Genomic DNA, 17497 nt, shown 5'->3' on the forward strand with positions numbered 1-17497 from the left:
ATCCACTGGTTATTTGAACTTAGCTCTTAGGATTAAAAAGTTCAATTAACCGGATCATCCTGAGGTAGTGATAATACATTGAAAAGCATGGCCTTGGTATTCAGGAAATTGGTTTCCAGGGCAATGGATTTCAGCTTTGAATCAATCAGTTTGGACTCTCTTGTATTGACCAGGAACAGCGAGCTTTCCCCTAAAAAGAATTTGCGTTCTTCTGCCTTTAGCAGGGTATCATAGTCGTTCACAATAGATTTAATGTAACGGTTTTGGGTGCTTAAGGAGGTCAATTCCTGGTCGAGCGCATCAAATTTATTCTTTATTTTCACCTTTGTCGATTCCATTTCGAACCGCGTGTCCTGAATTTTAAGCTTGGCAAGCTTCAAATCCCCGCGTTCCTTCCTTAAGAATAGTGGAATACGAATATTGATGCCGCCCTTATAGGCAGCGGTATTGAAGGTGCTTACAATATCCGGGGTCTGTGATAAAAAATTATACTGCAAGTCTACTGTGGGCAACAAATTATTCACTTTTAGACGTTTTTCAATATTGAGGCTTTGCAGCTTATAATCCAGGGATTGAATTTTAGGATGATCGTTTATGTTAATACTGTCGATAAGGAAGCCTGATATCTGAAGCGCTTCATCAATACTTTGAAGGGTACTGAGATCGGGAATCACCCCATCAGCGATCTCAATAGGTGTATTTTCGTTAAGCCATAAATAATTGGATAGTTCTAAGGACGACTTTGTGAAAGTAATACGCGATTTCTCCAAGCTTAGCGCCCTGTTGTTCAAGGCGATTTTTGCCTCCAGTGTATCGATGGCCGATAGTTCACCCTCCTCGAAACTTTTCTTGATACCCTCAAAACGACGTGAGGTATTGTCTAAAAAATCTTCGAAAAGACGCATTTCATTATACGATCGCAACCAGTTAAAATAGCTGAGTGTGGCCTCGTAAAGTATTTCATTGACCAGCAATTGCCGGTCAGCTTTCGCCTGCTTTACGAATAATTTGGATTGTCTTAATACCGCCATGCGTTCGTTATTGAGCAACCCGCGGGCTACCGATACCGAAACCCCGACACTGTAAAGACCGTCTTCCGGCAGTGATGCCTCCGGGTTTAAGAATACGCCGTCGTTCTCCTCAAAACTACCCTTGAGCTCAATACCATACCATGTGGGTATTTTAAAGGTGGTATTTAATTTATCGTAATAATCAGTGTTCTTAAAGGTCTTTGAATCATAGTCCACTTCTATTTTGGGATCGAAAGCACCCCGTGCCTTCAATAGCTTGGCTTCACTCTCGCTAATGACGAGATTGGCCTGCTTGACAATAGGATGAAAGCGCTTAACGTAACCCAGATATTCCGAAAGGCTTATGATAGTCGGTTCAACCTGTGCCTGGACAGCAGCACCGATTAAAATCAAAACTGAAAGCAGTATATTTTTCATTGTTTAACTTTTAGCATTCGCTTTATCTCCATTTTCCGGTTGGTAATAGTTAGGAGGGAAACTATTCAGTTGACGCCAGAGTTCGAACCATATGGGGACATCTTCCAGGAGCGCAATGGTTCGGGCCCCGGAACCCACTCTGATGGCTTTGGGCCATTCGTGGTCCGTCTCATCGGGAGCGAGCAAAACCCGGTATAAGCCTTTATCACTTATAAAATTCTCAATGGCCACCACTTTTGCACCATAGGTCCCATAACTCAGATTGGGCCATCCACTGAAGACAATGGCCGGCCAGCCGTCAAACTGAATTCGCACTTTTTCACCGATGTGTAAAAGGGGCAGATCGATAGGTCTCACATAAGTCTCCACGGCCAGATCATACTGTTCCGGCATGATGCCGACCAGGGCTTCACCTTCCTTAAACGTAACACCAACACCGCCTGTTAAGGCCTTATTTATGAATCCGTTGATGGGAGCAGTCACATAGAGCAAACTGTTTCGCACCTGGTAATTCGTGTAATCGTTTTGAAGTTTGGTGACTTGCGCTTCCGTATCGAACCTATTGGACTGTGCTGTAAATAAATCACTTTCCGATTTGGATATTTTATCTATGTATTCCTGATTTATCCTGGAAAGCTCTATCTGGGCATTTATGACCTCGTTTTTACTGGCGATAAATTTATTCTCCTGAGATATCAATTTCGCCTGAGCCTCCTGATATTTTACCCGTTTTTCCTCCACATCCTTTACGGCCTTTAAACCTTCACTCTGAAGTGTTGTCACACGATTGAACTGGCGCTCGGCTATGGCCATATTGGTTTTTTGGGCTTCAAAATCAATACTGTCGCTTTTCACCTTTAGTCGCGCCTGCAACAACTTATTTCTGGTTTGTTCCAATTTGAGCTTTTGTTCGTTTTGAAGCGCCAGGATTTGACGCTTCAAGGCTTCTACTTTTTGCTGATAGGCACCTAAAGAGGAAGACTTGGCCTGAATCTGACTGTTGGTGCGTTCAACGAGTTGATTGTCGAAATACTCGCTCTTAATTTCAGAAATTCTCAGAATGGTGTCTCCCTTTTTCACAAAGTCACCTTCCCTGACAAACCACTCTTCAATGCGACCGGGTATTTGCGATTGAATGCTCTGTGGACGCTGGTCGGGGGTTAAGGTGGTGACCAGCCCTTTTCCGGTAATATTTTGTGTCCATGGCAGGAACATGGTAACCAAAGTGATTCCGGCGGCCACGAGAAGGAATTTGTTAAAGTACTTGTAATAGGATTTATCAAGCACATTCTTACCTGATTTGAACTGCCTTAAATCCACTCTTTTATTCAACTGATTATGTGAAATATTTAGCATGACCTAGAATTTTTTTGATTTAATTTTCCCTTTTTCCAACGTAATGACTTTCTCGCATTTATCAATCCAATGTTCGCTGCTGCTCACCACAATAAGTCCCCATGGTCGGTCTTTATGACTCAGGAATTCAATGATCGCATCGGTTTCCTCTCGGTTAAATCGGTCCAACGCATCTTCCAATATGAGTATCTTCGGCTGTTTTAAGATGGCCCTGGCCAGAACTATTTTTTTAGAAACCGTGTGCGACATCTGTTTACCGTCAGGATACAAGATGGTTTGAAGCCCATTGGGGAGTTCTTTAACGAAATCCAGTAGAGCGATGTCCTTTAATACCTGAAATATAGTTTCGTCACTGATATTGGGATTACCAAAGGTCAGATTGTCCTTTACAGTCCCCTCAAAAGGGGTTTCCTCGGTCAGTGACAAGCCCAACTGAGACCGGTAGTGGTTCAGATTGATGCCATGAAGCGACACATTGTTCACGTGAATGCTTCCCAATGTAGGCTGAATGACGCCGGATATTAATCGCAGTAAAGTGGATTTCCCGGACCCGCTTTCGCCTTTAATTAAAACCCTGCTACTGGTATTAATATCGAGCGTAATGTCCTGTAAAATGGGTTTTTCCCGATCCTTTACCTGGTAAGACACATGATCGAGGGTAATGTCAAAACCATTTTTAAACATAGGGATTTCACCTTTAAGGTTCTCCAGGTCCTTATCCACAATCTGACCTAATTTCTCAATGGAGGTAAGGACATCGTAAAAGGATTCCAATCCGAGGATTAGTTTTTCTACCGAGGCAATGACCAGTATGATGATGATTTCAGCCGCGACAAACTGACCGATGTTCATCTCCTGGTTTAACACCAATGCCCCTCCGATGAGCAATAAACTGGCGGTTACAACCACTTTGAAGCTGATCATCTGTATGAATTGTATCACCAATATTTTAAAATGGCTTTCTCTCGCATTGAGATAGTCGGATACCAGGGCATCGTTTTTAGTGATGGCCAGGTTCGTATTCCCTGAGAGTTTAAAACTCACAATGGTTCGTGCTATTTCCTGGATCCAATGTGCAACGCGGTATTTGTGCTTCGATTCCTGCAAGCTCGTTTTCAGACCTTTTTCGGCCGTGTATTTAAATACGATAACGATAAGTAATAGCAGTAGGAGTCCGAAAATGATAAAGAAGGGATGATAAAAAGATAGCAGGATCAAGGCAAACAGGATCTGTAATATGGCCGTTGGCACATCGATTAAGATTTTTGAAAGCCCCTTTTGTATGGTTAAGGTGTCAAAAAAGCGATTGGCGAGCTCCGGCGGATAAAAATTTCGCAATTCGGTCATTTTAATTTTTGGAAATCGGTAGCTCAATTCGAAGGAGGAGCGCAGAAAAATACGCTGTTGAATGGTTTCAATAATGCGAAGTTGCATGAGTTGAAGCCCACCGTTAAAGGCAACCCCCAGGGTTACTAAGATGACCAATATGATCCATGATGTTGAAATCTGGGCCCCTTGGATCAGGTTGATAATAGCCTGTATTCCTAAAGGCAGCGATAAGGCTACAATTCCGGAAAAGATGGCGTAATAGAATATTTGTAAAATATCCTTTCTCTCCAATTGCAATAATCCTAAAAAGCGTTTCCAGGGTGACAAAGTTGGTTTTTCCATAATTAAGATGTGATGGTGTTTAATACTAAGTTCATTAAAAAGTCGGTAGGTGTAACAGTGTTTCCACAATCGGTAATGGAAACAAAATGGTCCTTGAGAAAATGCTGGTGCAAACTGGCCTCAATAATGGTACTGGCCAGACTGGAGGGATAGGGGTATTCTGGATTTACCTCTAAGATCATATCCCTTAAACGATGAATAATTCGCTTGTACACCACGAAATACCCCTCTTGATTTTCATTGTCCACCTCTTTGGTAAGAAATGATTTTGAATTTTCGTTTACGATAATCCTATGCAGGATGACCTCATCGATATGCGAGAAACTCGTATCTTCCTTTACACTGCGGGTTACTATTCGAATGGCATTACGTAACTTTTCAGCTGATGTTAAATTATGCGTCTCTATTACCAATTGGTATTCGATCCAGGACCAGTACCAGGAGGTGATGTATAACAGCAGCATATGCTTACTTTCAAAATAGCGATATATGGAACTTTCATTGGAATCGATGCGGTCGCCCAACTTCTTGAAGGTAAACCCTTCAAAGCCAATTTCATCTATAAGAATGATGCTGTGTTTAACCATGCGTTTGCCTAATTCGGATGATTCAGGATCTTTGACATAGATTTTTTCAGGGACAGAAATCTTAATATTTGATAGTAATCTTTCCATTATTAAATAATTTGCACGCAAATATAATAGTAATACTATTAAAATTAAAATAGAGTTGATGAAATTAAGGCAATTTTAACATTTAATGTATTAAAGGAAAGTGGGGAGTGGATTAATTACTGCCTGTTAATGGCAATTCATCGTGTTGGATACCAGGTCATTAACCGGGGCAGGAGAGAGGTAGGGGATGCCCAGACCCAATCCCCGTAAGATAAATAAGAGGCCAATGATGACGATAAAAACGGGAACCAAACGTTGAATTTTTTGTCTGACATGTCCTTTTAAGATGTGACTAAAGTATATAGCCGTAGTCATTAGAGGGATGGTACCCAGGCCAAATACGGCCATATAGAGCCCGCCTTCAAGTGCATGTCCTGAAGCAATGGCAGCGATAACGGCCATATAGACCAAACCACAGGGCAGGAATCCATTTAAGAATCCGATGGTTAAAAAGGTATCGGTAGTCTTCTTTTTTAAGGCCATACCCAGACGTGATTTGATTTTGGAGATGATGCGGTACACGGGTTTTGAAAGGGCACTGGTATTAAGGTACTTTTTTGGAATCGCCACAACTAGAATCATGATGATACCGATAAGGATTGACAGTTGCTGTTGATACCCAAACAGATATAGACTCTTGCCAATCATACCGAAGGCAAGACCTAACATACTGTAGGCGATGATCCTGCCACTGTGATACACGGAGATCTGGACCATTCGCCTGAACCTGTTGGATCGATCCACGGGCAGGACGAATGCGATGGGACCACACATGCCGACACAATGAAAACTGCCTAATAAACCCAATATGAATGCAGAGGCTAACACATTAATAATTTATGGATGCTTTATATAAATAAGATTTTCCGTTATATTGCCAATCGATTTTAATGTTCCAACGACCATCTACCAAACGATTGTCAGGTATGAGCAAATATGGATTAGACAATGAAATTGGAGTTTCAAAGTCAAGTTGTTTGTTAGATGGTCTGTATAGGAACACTTTACCGGTTATCTCTTTATAGTCTAAATCTTTTGGGAAATTTATTTTGAGTCCGTCAACTGTCTTGACGTAATTCACATTTTCAATCAGGTCCTTCGCATTGTTCAGCTTGTCGATGTCATTCTGGTAACTCAATTCTTCAGCGTAATAATCCTCTGTAACCAGGTCATGATCATATTTATCATTGACATTCATGGTAATGATAAAATACATGATAAAACCAATAAAAGCTATAAATGCCAGTACAATACCTGTTCCCCAATTTATTTTCATATCACTTATTCCTGCTTGATCAGGAATCTCCTTTTTTAGTTACTATTTTATTATTTGTCTTCTTTTCTTTTCCAATTTAGTTGAAGTTCCTCGGCCCTAAGAAATTTGCCGTTGTTGTTTCTATTAATTCTTCACCCTTGTAAACGCCTATTTTAATCTTATTCCGGTCTCCGGACAATAAGGCATTATTAATCTCGATGAACAAGGTGCCCTCCGCAATGCCCTGACCGGGAACCACAAAGCTTTCACTTGTAGCAACCAATTTAAGATGGCCTTTATGCGACATCAATTTTAATCGCACATTTTCTATATCCCGGGTTGTTTTGTTGACCAGTTTATAGGTAAACACGTTGCTTATGACGTTGTCCTCTTTATGTTCATACAATTGTCCGGGCAATCTTAAAACGTTGGCCTCAACATCATTTCTTAAAAATAGCATTCCCGTAAGCAAACCCATTAAAATAAATAATACGGCCATGTAGCCCTTCATTCTCGCAGTGAGCTTAAAGGGTACCTTTTTCTCTATTTCCTCCTCGCTGGCATAGCGTATAAGGCCTTTGGGAAGATTAATGCTTTCCATGATATGATCGCATTCATCAATACAGGCCGTACAGTTTACACATTCCAACTGGGTACCGTTTCGAATATCGATCCCCGTGGGGCATACATGCACACATTGCAGGCAATCGATGCAATCGCCATGACCCAGGGCTTCTCTATCCTCATTTTTTCTGAAACTTTTTCTGCCGTTAGTCCCTTCACCGCGTTTGTGGTCGTAGGCCACTACCACGGATTTTGTATCCAATAATACGCCCTGGAGCCGACCATAGGGACAGGCTATGATACATACCTGTTCCCTGAACCAGGCGAAAACAAAATAAAAAACGGCCGTAAAAATAATCAGAGGAAATAGCGTGTTCAGGTGTTCTAATGGTCCATCGGTGATATAACCCACTAATTTGTCACTGCCGATAAGATAGGCCAAAAATACATTGGCAATGAGAAATGAGATCACCAAGAAAATAGTCCATTTCAATACCCGTTTTCGAATCTTCTCGGCATCCCATGGTTGCCTGTCCAGTTTACGTTGTTTGTTCCGATCACCATCGATCCAATATTCGATCCGTCTGAAGACCATTTCCATAAAAATGGTTTGGGGACAGATCCAGCCACAAAAAATACGACCGAATGCCACCGTAAACAGGGTAATAAACACCACACCAATGATCATGGAAACGACAAACAGGTGAAAATCCTGTGGCCAAAATGGAAATCCGAAAATATTGAACCGCCGTTCCAAAACGTTGAATAGCAGGAACTGATTGCCATTGATTTTAATAAATGGTGACAGGAAAAGAAAGGCCAGTAAAACGTAGCTTACCAATTTTCGCTTGTCGTAATACCTTCCACTCGGTTTTTTTGGAAAGATCCAAGCCCGTTTCCCTTCCTCGGTAATCGTACCAATGGAGTCTCTGAAATTTTCGTGCTCTGAGGTGTCCACTACGTTCTTTTTACAAACCTGCAGATGGCTCTATTTTAATCCCTGCAGTTCTGGTTAAGGAAAAATTTAATTCTCCGGGGTTTCATTTTCCACCGGTTCTTCAACCCATAGTTCGCCTTCCGGGTCTTTAGGATTGGCTGGTGTGGTTCCCTGGAACGTGAGTACATAACTGGAGACCTGAGCTATTTCCAAAGGTTTTAATTGCTGCTTCCAGGCAATCATACCCTTACCGGAACGTCCGCCTTCGGAGACTGTTTGGAAGATACTTTTAATATCGCCGCCTAAGATCCAATACTGGTCCGTTAAATTTGGACCAATACCACCACCACCATCAGCCATGTGACAGGCCACACAATTGGTTTGAAAAATGGATTTACCGGCATTCAGATCGGAGGCTTCGGTAAGTACTTCAACTGTATTGACATCTACTAGGTCCTTAGCAGTTTTCTTATACTCCTCGATGGCCATTCGTGCCTCTGCCAATTCGGTTTCCAACTCATCGAACTGTCCGGCACCATCGAACACATGAAATCTAAGCAAGTAAATCCCGGCAAAAATAATGGTAGCATAAAACCCATATAACCACCACGGTGGTAGACTGTTGTCCAATTCCTTGATGCCATCGTAATTGTGGTCCAGAATGATCTCGCCTTCTTCTTCAATAGGTCTTGAACCGACAAGTTTCTTGAATATGCGCGTTAACCAGGTAAACTGATAGGATTGCTCCTTTTCGGCGAGGAAACGCGCCTTGGCCTCTGCATCGAGCTTGTGAAGCATGACATTTTCCAGGGCATTGATAATGGCTTCAATGGCGATTAATATTATAAGCACCAACAGCAGGAACAGAAGGACACTGGGGTATTCGATAAATGCTGGTTTTTCTCCTGAATCTATAAAGTATTCAACAGCACCAAAAATGATGAAGAATATAACGGGTACCCGTACCCAAGATGGAATTAAATGTCTCATAATATATCGTCGTTTTTATTGTCTAATGGTAAGTTACTTACTTTCTTTATGTAGTCTTTTTTTGCCGTTATGACCCACCAAAATAGTGCTACGAAAAAGATAAAAAAGATGAGCAGGGAAATGATGGGATAGATTTCGATATCCGCAATACTCTCCATGTGGTTTTTTATGAATTTTAACATAATACTAGTTTTGAGCGGTTTCTACTTTAATATCGGTTCCCAGGCGTTGCAAATAGGCTATGAGTGCGACGATTTCCCTGTTCTTCATTTCAACAAAGGGTTCGCCATTTTCAGCTGCATAGGTTTTATTCGCTTCATAGTTTTTGGCAAAATCAGGATCGCTGTATAGGTTTTGCTCTATTGCGGCACCCTGCTCGAGCATACTCTGTTGGGCATTGGCGATATCTTCTTCGGTGTAAGGAACACCCAAGGCCACCATGGTTCTCATTTTCGCCTCTGTTTGCGATTTGTCAAGGGTACTCGATGGTCCCGTTATTAACCACGGATATCGCGGCATAATAGATCCCGATGAGGTACTCTGAGGATCGTACATATGGTTGAAGTGCCAATTGTCGGAATACTTTCCTCCGAGTCTGTGCAAATCCGGTCCTGTACGCTTACTACCCCAAAGGAAAGGATGGTCGTACACATATTCGCCCGCTTTTGAATATTCGCCATAACGTTCGACCTCACTCCTAAAGGGGCGTATCATTTGCGAATGACATCCAACACAACCTTCACGAATATAAATATCTCGACCTTCCAATTCGAGAGGGGTGTAGGGTTTCACACTGGCAATGGTAGGAATGTTCGATTTTACCATGATCGTAGGTACAATCTGGATGATACCACCAATTAAGATGGCCACCGTTGCCAAAAGGGTCAACTGTACTGGTCTTCTTTCTATCCAGGTATGCCAGCCTTCGTTAGCGGTTCGCTTGCTGGTGACCCGTTCTAAGGCTGGAGCTTCAGCTAGTTCGTCCTCTACCTTACTGCCATTTTTAATCGTGGCAAATACATTGTAAACCAAAATGAGTAAACCGACAATATACAGGGTTCCGCCAATCGCACGCATCCAGTACATCGGTATAATTTCAGTTACGGTTTCGAGGAAGTTCCCATAAACCAATGTGCCATCCGGGTTGAATTGTTTCCACATACTGGCTTGAGTAAATCCGGCCACATACATCGGTAGGGCATAAATAATGATACCAAGCGTTCCCAACCAAAAATGGAGATTGGCCAGTCCCGTAGAGAATAATTTTGTTTTAAATAAACGCGGCACCAGATAATAAATGATTCCAAAAGCCATAAATCCATTCCAGGCCAAGGCACCCACGTGAACATGTGCGATAATCCAATCGGTAAAATGTGCAATGGCATTGACATTCTTTAAGGACAGGGTAGGACCTTCAAAAGTGGCCATACCATATCCTGTAATGGCGACCACCATAAATTTGAGAACAGGATCTATTCGGACCTTGTCCCAGGCACCTCTCAGAGTGAGCAGACCGTTGATCATACCTCCCCAGGAAGGCATTAATAGCATCACGGAAAACACCACACCTAAGTTCTGTGCCCATTCCGGTAACGCAGTATATAATAAATGATGTGGTCCGGCCCAAATGTAAATGAATATCAAGGACCAAAAGTGTACGATCGACAGTCTGTAGGAGTAGACCGGACGATTTGCTGCTTTCGGAACAAAGTAATACATGATGCCTAAAAATGGCGTTGTCAGAAAGAAGGCTACGGCATTGTGTCCGTACCACCACTGCACTAAGGCATCCTGCACACCCGCATAAACCGAATAACTTTTCAATGCACTTACCGGAAGTTCGAAACTATTGAAGATGTGAAGTACGGCTACGGTAACAAAGGTGGCAATATAAAACCATATGGCCACATATAAATGGCGCTGACGACGTTTTAAGATGGTCCAAATCATATTAACACCAAACACCACCCAAATCAGTGCAATAGCAATATCTATGGGCCATTCCAATTCCGCATATTCTTTAGACGTCGTAATGCCTAAAGGCAATGTGATGGCCGCTGCCACAATGATGAGCTGCCAACCCCAAAAATTGATATTACTTAAGAGATCACTCGCCATACGGGCTTTAAGTAAACGTTGCAGGGAGTAATAAATACCCGCAAACATGGCATTACCAACAAAAGCGAAAATTACGGCATTGGTATGCAATGGTCTTAACCGACCAAAGCTCAACCAGGATATGCCATCCGTAAGATTTGGAAAAAGGAACATAAAGGCAAGTAGTAATCCAACTAACATACCTACAACTCCAAACACAATTGTGGCGTAAATGAACTTGGTAACGATTTTATTATCGTAATGAAATTGCTGCATTTCCATAATTAATTAGTTATTTGATTTTTAGTGGTCTTATGTAATCGCTCAAAAAGCAGTCTGTTGTTCGAGAAATGAATAAGCGATGGCATAAGGTGCTGATTATTTATTTTTGGTTAGTACTGATTTATCCTTTTTTTCTTTAACGAGTTCGTCCTCAAACAGCATTCTAACAGAAGGGGTATAGCTGTCATCATATTGTCCATTTCTAACTGCAATGATGAAGGCAACAAAAAAGACCACAGCTACAGCAATGCTAATAGCTAATAACATATATATAACACTCATACCTGTTTGAAGTTACGGTTCAAAATTAATTTTATACCAATTGCCAAAATATGACATTTATCATGTTTATCCTCTAATTTAATTTTCTGCCTGAAATGTTGGTCGCTATCGTGGTAAACACGACAATGCTGATGGAACTTAAAGGCATAAGAATGGCGGCTACGATGGGTGCTAATTGCCCGGTAACAGCAAAATACAATCCAATAATATTATAAAAAAAGGACAATACAAAACTCCATTTTATAATGGTAATGGACTGTCTGGACAGGGTCAAGAACTTGAATAATTTGTTGAAATTCGACGCATCCAATATGGCATCACAGGCCGGCGAAAACACATTGACATTTTCGGAAATGGCGATTCCAACATCACTCTGAGCCAATGCTCCGGCATCGTTTAAACCATCACCAAGCATTGCAATTTTTGCACCTTCCTTCTGATGATAGGCGATGTACTCCAGTTTATCATCAGGTTTCTGGTTAAACAGCAATTTTGTTTTAGTAGGCAATAATTTGGTGAGATTCTCGCGTTCGCCTTCAGTATCACCCGAAAGGATGACCAGATCATAATGCTTTTTAAGTCGATTGAACAATTTTGAAAGTCCGGACCTGTATTTGTTATAAAAGGTGAATTTTCCTTTATAACGGTCATTCGAGGACACATAAACTACGGTGTTCATGGCAGTTGCCTTATCGGTATGCCCCACAAAAGGCGCTGAACCAATTTTAATGTTTTCCTGACCTGAAGAGGCCTCAATACCCTGACCAATGTGTTCTTCAAAATAATCCAGGGAGACGATGTCGTTTGATTTTAGAATGTCATACAGGGATCGACTTAAGGGATGGTTGGAACCGCGTAAGGTACTTCTCAATAAAACAGCTTCGCTCTCGGAGAGTTGAGATCCCTCGTAGGTGATCTGAGCTTCATTATTTGATGTGATCGTACCTGTTTTGTCGAAAATTAGCGTATTGATTTTTGCCAGCTGTTCAATAACCAAGGTATTCTTCAAATAAAATTTGTGCTTTCCAAATAGCCTTAACACATTGCCCAAAGTGAATGGTGCGGCAAGGGCTATCGCACAAGGGCAGGCAATGATCAGGACCGAAGTAAATACATTTAAGGCCTTGGAGCTATCGGTGTATAGCCAATAGAGCGTTGCAAATAAGGCAATGCATAAAATAGTGATTGTAAAGCCTTTGCTTATGCGATTCGTAATATTTGTAAAAGACAGGCCTTTGTCTTTTTTAAATACATCCTTACTCCATAACTGGGTGAGGTAACTCTGTTCCACCGACTTTAGGGCATCCACTTCTATACTGCCCTCCAATTGCCGTCCTCCGGCATATAACTTATCTCCTAATTGTTTTGAAACGGCCTTTGACTCTCCGGTTACAAAACTGTAATCAATTCTAGCACGACCTTTGACCAGCCGACAATCAACCGGGATGAGTTCCTCATTTCTAATCAGCAGGCGATCTCCCTTTCGAATGTCATAGACCTGAATGGATGCTTCGTTCTGATCAGAGGTGATTTTGGTAATACCGATTGGGAAATAGGATTTGTAATCGCGTTCGAAAGATAAAAAGCTGTACGTTTTTTGCTGAAAAAATTTACCCAAGAGTAAAAAGAAGACCAGGCCGGTTAAACTGTCAAAAAAGCCTGAGCCTAAATCGAAGGCAATCTCAAAAGCACTTCGAACAAATAATACGGTAATGCCCAAAGCAATAGGAACATCAATATTTAAAAGCTTCGATCGTAAGCCTTTAAAAGCCGATATAAAATAATCCTGGGCGGCATAGACAACTACCGGAATGGAATAGGCAAACATGAGCCATCGAAAGAGATGCTTGTATTGTTCCAACCAGAATTCCTTTACCTGAAAATACTCCGGAAATGATAAAAACATGACATTCCCGAAGGCGAAACCCGAGACACCGAGTTTATAAATCAGGGAGCGATCGAATCGTGTTTTTCCAACAGCATAATCGTCAAGACTGATATAAGGCTCGTAACCAATTTTACTCAGTAAGGTCACTAATTCTTTCAAAGAAATACCCTTTGCCTCATAGGTTATTCTAACGGTTTTTTTACCAAAATTGACCATAGAGCTCCGTATTCCAGAGTGTAGTCTGTTTAAGTTTTCCAGAATCCAGATGCAGGAGCTGCAATGTATATGAGGAATAAAAAGTGAAACGATTTGAATACCTTCGTCATTGAATTCCAATAACTGGTCTACAATTTTAGCATTCTCGAGAAAGTTAAATTTCCCCTCAACGGATTTGGGAGTAGCACCCGGAGCCTCCTGCAAATCGTAATAACAGGTAAGATCGTTGGTGTAAAAAATTTCGTAAACTGTTTTGCAACCCGTGCAGCAAAACAACTTGTCATCATATGTAATACCGGAATTGTAGGCGTCCAACCCACAGTGGAAACAGGTTTTGTCTTCCATAAATATTTGCTCAATTTATACCTGCGGCAAAGGTTTTAAGATAGGAAATATTTTAATATGATATATGTCATGTTTTGTTTATTTTTGCATGACCCTAAAGAAAAAGGAATGAGTAAATGTGAGCAATGTATTATAAAACAGTTCAATTCTCTCAAGGCATTGACTAATGATGAACTGGTTCGAATTTCGAAATGCAAAACCTCAAGAACGATTAGAAAAGGTGAAATTCTCTTTGAAGAAGGCGAGAATATAAATGGTGTTTATTGTGTAAAGGACGGCATTTGCAAGCTTTCAAAATTAAGTGAAAACGGTAAGGACCAAATTGTAAAGATGGTTGTAAAAGGGCAGTTGATTGGTCAGCGTTCCCTGGTCACTGAGGAGAGCTCAAATTTACAGGCCACCGCTCTAAACGATATGGAGGTTTGTTTTATTCCGAAAAGTGAAATCATGGCTGATCTTCAAAAGAACTCCTCTTTTTCTTTTGAAGTCTTAAAGGAAATGGCTCACGATCTGAAGGAAGCCGATGATGTCATTGTCAATATGGCGCAAAAGTCTGTGCGACAACGTTTGGCTGAAACCCTGGTCTATATACATGATTCCTTTGGTGTAAACCCTGACGGTACCTTAAGCGTTATTTTATCGCGTGAGGATTTTGCCAATATCGTAGGTACTGCAACGGAATCGGCCATTCGCGTTTTATCCCAATTCAAGAAAGAAGGCTTAATTTCTACTACCGGGAAATACATTAAGATTGAAAACTTAAATGGTTTGGGTCGGGTCGAGTAAGGTCTCCTAATAAGGCCATAAACAAATCTAATCAGGCGCTTTGTTTTTTTTCATCAAAATACCTTATTTTTAGAGTGCCATGATGAGAAAAGATTCAAAACAAAGGGGCTTTGTCTTTAAGTCCTACAATGCACCAAGTCAAACGCCGTTCGAAACGCTCTTTGAAATTTTCAAGGAGTTGATCACCTATACTTCAGGCGACTTCGATGAAGCCATAGAATGGTTGCGGGAACTGGATAAAGAATACCAGATCACTACGGACGAATACACTATTGAGGATTTTATCGAGGATTTAAAGCAAAAAGGATTTCTAAAGGAAGAGATTGATCCGGATGGTAACGGAGCCTTGTCTATAACGGCTAAGACGGAACGCGCGATAAGGCAGCAGGCCCTGGATCAGATATTCGGACAAATAAAACGCAGTGGTCAGGGCAATCACAGAAGTAAAAGTCCGGGCCTTGGTGATGAGCATACCGGTGATTTCAGAAGTTATCAATTCGGTGATGCCCTGGATAAGGTTTCGATTACAGAGAGTTTGAAGAATGCACAGATAAATCACGGAATTTCCAATTTTACTCTGGATGAAAATGATTTGGTTGTCGAGGAAACACTGCATAAATCGCAGATGAGTACGGTATTGATGATCGATATCAGTCACAGTATGATTTTGTATGGAGAGGACCGTATTACACCCGCGAAGAAAGTAGCCATGGCCCTGGCGGAATTAATCACCACGCGTTATCCCAAGGACACCCTGGATATTTTGGTTTTCGGTAATGATGCCTGGCCGATAGCCATTAAGGATTTACCCTATTTAAAGGTCGGACCCTATCACACAAATACAGTGGCGGGATTGGAGCTTGCCATGGACCTGTTAAGACGAAAGCGAAATACGAACAAGCAGATTTTCATGATAACCGATGGCAAACCAAGTTGCTTAAAATTACCCAATGGGGAATACTTTAAAGATAGTTTTGGCCTGAACCCGACCATTACCAATACCTGCTACATGATGGCACAACAGGCCAGGCGCCTGCATATACCGATTACCACATTTATGATTGCCAAAGATGACTACCTGATGCAGTTTGTCAGGGAGTTTACCCATGCCAATCAGGGAAAGGCCTTTTATACCGGTTTGAAAGGTCTGGGCGAAATGATTTTTGAGGATTATGAAACGAATAGAAAAAAAAGAATTAGAGGATAGCATGGAAATTAAAGATATTAAAACGTTTGGAGCCTTAAAAAAGGCAGGCATAAAAAGCAAGTCAATTAAAGACGAGTTAAGAGACAATTTAATTCAAAAAATAAAACAAAAAGCCACGACCTTCGAAGGCGTATACGGTTATGAAGACACGGTAATTCCCGAGTTGGAACGTGCCATATTATCGCGTCATAACATTAATCTGTTAGGGTTACGCGGACAAGCCAAAACACGGCTGGCGCGGTTAATGGTTAACTTGCTGGATGACTATATTCCTGTTGTGGAAGGTTCTGAAATCAATGACGATCCGTATCGTCCCATTTCGCGATACGCTAAGGAATTAATTAAAGAAAAAGGAGATGAAACACCCATTAGCTGGCTCCATAAGAGCGAACGCTTTGCTGAAAAATTGGCGACACCGGATGTTACGGTAGCCGATATCATCGGGGATGTCGATCCGATAAAGGCAGCCCACCTCAAATTGAGCTATGCTGACGATCGTGTGATTCACTATGGGATGATTCCAAGAGCGAATCGGTGTATTTTCGTGATCAATGAATTACCTGATTTGCAGGCGCGAATTCAGGTGGCCTTATTTAATATTTTACAGGAAGGGGATATTCAAATCAGGGGGTTCAAACTAAGGTTACCCCTGGACATTCAGTTTGTATTTACAGCCAATCCGGAAGATTACACCAACAGAGGAAGTATCGTTACACCACTTAAGGACAGGGTAGGCTCCCAAATTTTGACCCATTATCCCGAGGATATCGATACGGCAAGACAAATCACCCAACAAGAGGCCAAATTAGTCGAATCTCAAAAGAAAATGGTCATTGTTCCTGATTTAGCTAGGGACTTGTTAGAGCAAATCGTGTTTGAAGCGCGAAAGAACGACTACATCGATGTTAAAAGTGGTGTGAGTGCTCGGCTGAGCATTACCGCCCTTGAAAATTTACTGAGCACCGCAGAACGCAGGGCTTTGTTATCGGGTGATAAGATTACGACGGTCCGTTTAGGTGATTTTATTGGTATTATTCCCTCGATCACCGGGAAGGTGGAACTCGTTTATGAAGGGGAACAGGAAGGCGCCGTTGCCGTGGCCTACAATTTGATAGGTGAAGCGGTTAAGAGCTTGTTTGTTCAGTATTTTCCAAAAGTTGAAAAACTGCAGAAACAAAACGAGGAAGGGCCCTATGACGATGTGGTCTCCTGGTTCTTTAATCAAAAGGAAGGATTCGAATTGTTGGACGATGTCAGAGATAAGCAGTATAAAAGTGTATTAGAAGCCATTTCACCGTTAGATGATTTGCTCGGTGCCTATCAACCAAATCTAAGCCAACAGGACACCTATTTTGTCAAAGAGTTTGTATTATGGGCTTTGGTGGAATTTAAGTTGCTTAGCAAGTACAGGATTTCGAAGGGGCTTCAATTTAAGGATCCCTATGGGAGTTTTATTAGTGGGATATAAATTAAACCATTGAATTTGATGCAGCGATTTC

15 protein-coding genes are annotated in these 17497 nt (G+C 41.5%); 3 read left to right on the plus strand and 12 right to left on the minus strand.

The window, feature by feature from the left end:
• Positions 1-41: 41 nt before the first annotated feature.
• The 12 genes from MR041_RS13020 to MR041_RS13075 all read right to left on the minus strand — a co-directional run bounded on the left by MR041_RS13020 (position 42) and on the right by MR041_RS13075 (position 14005).
• A complete protein-coding gene (locus MR041_RS13020; protein ID WP_242094616.1) occupies positions 42-1448 on the minus strand; it encodes a TolC family protein in 1407 nt (468 codons plus the stop codon).
• A 3-nt stretch (positions 1449-1451) separates the two neighbouring features.
• Positions 1452-2804 (minus strand): HlyD family secretion protein, encoded by a 1353-nt coding sequence (locus MR041_RS13025; protein WP_242094617.1) that lies wholly within the window; start codon positions 2802-2804, stop codon positions 1452-1454.
• 3 nt (positions 2805-2807) lie between these two features.
• Positions 2808-4475 carry a peptidase domain-containing ABC transporter gene (locus tag MR041_RS13030; RefSeq protein WP_242094618.1) on the minus strand — a complete coding sequence of 556 codons (1668 nt, stop codon included), beginning with the start codon at positions 4473-4475 and terminating at the stop codon, positions 2808-2810.
• A gap of 2 nt (positions 4476-4477) precedes the next feature.
• Positions 4478-5149 carry a TetR/AcrR family transcriptional regulator gene (locus MR041_RS13035; protein WP_242094619.1) on the minus strand — a complete coding sequence of 224 codons (672 nt, stop codon included), beginning with the start codon at positions 5147-5149 and terminating at the stop codon, positions 4478-4480.
• A 126-nt stretch (positions 5150-5275) separates the two neighbouring features.
• Positions 5276-5977, minus strand: coding sequence for a sulfite exporter TauE/SafE family protein (locus MR041_RS13040; protein ID WP_242094620.1), 702 nt, complete (start codon positions 5975-5977; stop codon positions 5276-5278).
• 1 nt (position 5978) lies between these two features.
• Entirely contained in the window at positions 5979-6425 is a 447-nt protein-coding gene (locus MR041_RS13045) for a FixH family protein (RefSeq protein ID WP_242094621.1), read from the minus strand.
• Between the two features lie 76 nt (positions 6426-6501).
• Positions 6502-7926 (minus strand): cytochrome c oxidase accessory protein CcoG, encoded by a 1425-nt coding sequence (gene ccoG / locus MR041_RS13050; protein ID WP_242094622.1) that lies wholly within the window; start codon positions 7924-7926, stop codon positions 6502-6504.
• 66 nt (positions 7927-7992) lie between these two features.
• Positions 7993-8895 carry a cbb3-type cytochrome c oxidase N-terminal domain-containing protein gene (locus MR041_RS13055; RefSeq protein ID WP_242094623.1) on the minus strand — a complete coding sequence of 301 codons (903 nt, stop codon included), beginning with the start codon at positions 8893-8895 and terminating at the stop codon, positions 7993-7995.
• The gene (locus MR041_RS13060) at positions 8892-9077 is read right to left on the minus strand and encodes a CcoQ/FixQ family Cbb3-type cytochrome c oxidase assembly chaperone (RefSeq protein ID WP_242094624.1); all 186 of its coding nucleotides are present in this window, start codon (positions 9075-9077) and stop codon (positions 8892-8894) included. Before MR041_RS13060 ends, MR041_RS13055 begins: the two co-directional genes overlap by 4 nt.
• 4 nt (positions 9078-9081) lie before the next feature.
• Positions 9082-11274, minus strand: a complete 2193-nt coding sequence (ccoN, locus tag MR041_RS13065) for a cytochrome-c oxidase, cbb3-type subunit I (protein ID WP_242094625.1) — start codon at positions 11272-11274, stop codon at positions 9082-9084.
• Between the two features lie 96 nt (positions 11275-11370).
• Entirely contained in the window at positions 11371-11556 is a 186-nt protein-coding gene (ccoS, locus tag MR041_RS13070; RefSeq protein ID WP_242094626.1) for a cbb3-type cytochrome oxidase assembly protein CcoS, read from the minus strand.
• A 73-nt stretch (positions 11557-11629) separates the two neighbouring features.
• Positions 11630-14005 carry a heavy metal translocating P-type ATPase gene (locus MR041_RS13075; RefSeq protein ID WP_242094627.1) on the minus strand — a complete coding sequence of 792 codons (2376 nt, stop codon included), beginning with the start codon at positions 14003-14005 and terminating at the stop codon, positions 11630-11632.
• 108 nt (positions 14006-14113) lie between these two features.
• On the opposite strand from MR041_RS13075, the gene MR041_RS13080 reads away from it, so the two are divergent.
• The 3 genes from MR041_RS13080 to MR041_RS13090 all read left to right on the plus strand — a co-directional run bounded on the left by MR041_RS13080 (position 14114) and on the right by MR041_RS13090 (position 17466).
• A complete protein-coding gene (locus MR041_RS13080) occupies positions 14114-14791 on the plus strand; it encodes a Crp/Fnr family transcriptional regulator (RefSeq protein ID WP_242094828.1) in 678 nt (225 codons plus the stop codon).
• An 82-nt stretch (positions 14792-14873) separates the two neighbouring features.
• Complete coding sequence (locus MR041_RS13085; protein ID WP_242094829.1) at positions 14874-15998, plus strand: vWA domain-containing protein; 1125 nt, start codon at positions 14874-14876, stop codon at positions 15996-15998.
• A 1-nt stretch (position 15999) separates the two neighbouring features.
• Positions 16000-17466, plus strand: a complete 1467-nt coding sequence (locus tag MR041_RS13090; RefSeq protein ID WP_242094830.1) for a MoxR family ATPase — start codon at positions 16000-16002, stop codon at positions 17464-17466.
• Positions 17467-17497: the final 31 nt, after the last annotated feature.

It is taken from the genome of Aestuariivivens sediminicola (genome assembly GCF_022662015.1).
GTDB lineage: Bacteria > Bacteroidota > Bacteroidia > Flavobacteriales > Flavobacteriaceae > Aestuariivivens > Aestuariivivens sediminicola.

Excerpts from the sequence above, each read along its gene's own strand:
- MR041_RS13090 (WP_242094830.1), top strand. The coding sequence starts at position 16,000 with ATGGAAATTAAAGATATTAAAACGTTTGGAGCCTTAAAAAAGGCAGGC.
- MR041_RS13025 (WP_242094617.1), bottom strand. The coding sequence starts at position 2,804 with ATGCTAAATATTTCACATAATCAGTTGAATAAAAGAGTGGATTTAAGG.
- MR041_RS13035 (WP_242094619.1), bottom strand. The coding sequence starts at position 5,149 with ATGGAAAGATTACTATCAAATATTAAGATTTCTGTCCCTGAAAAAATC.
- ccoS (WP_242094626.1), bottom strand. The coding sequence starts at position 11,556 with ATGAGTGTTATATATATGTTATTAGCTATTAGCATTGCTGTAGCTGTG.
- MR041_RS13075 (WP_242094627.1), bottom strand. The coding sequence starts at position 14,005 with ATGGAAGACAAAACCTGTTTCCACTGTGGGTTGGACGCCTACAATTCC.
- MR041_RS13080 (WP_242094828.1), top strand. The coding sequence starts at position 14,114 with ATGAGTAAATGTGAGCAATGTATTATAAAACAGTTCAATTCTCTCAAG.
- MR041_RS13055 (WP_242094623.1), bottom strand. The coding sequence starts at position 8,895 with ATGAGACATTTAATTCCATCTTGGGTACGGGTACCCGTTATATTCTTC.
- ccoN (WP_242094625.1), bottom strand. The coding sequence starts at position 11,274 with ATGGAAATGCAGCAATTTCATTACGATAATAAAATCGTTACCAAGTTC.
- MR041_RS13045 (WP_242094621.1), bottom strand. The coding sequence starts at position 6,425 with ATGAAAATAAATTGGGGAACAGGTATTGTACTGGCATTTATAGCTTTT.
- MR041_RS13030 (WP_242094618.1), bottom strand. The coding sequence starts at position 4,475 with ATGGAAAAACCAACTTTGTCACCCTGGAAACGCTTTTTAGGATTATTG.
- MR041_RS13020 (WP_242094616.1), bottom strand. The coding sequence starts at position 1,448 with ATGAAAAATATACTGCTTTCAGTTTTGATTTTAATCGGTGCTGCTGTC.
- MR041_RS13060 (WP_242094624.1), bottom strand. The coding sequence starts at position 9,077 with ATGTTAAAATTCATAAAAAACCACATGGAGAGTATTGCGGATATCGAA.
- MR041_RS13085 (WP_242094829.1), top strand. The coding sequence starts at position 14,874 with ATGAGAAAAGATTCAAAACAAAGGGGCTTTGTCTTTAAGTCCTACAAT.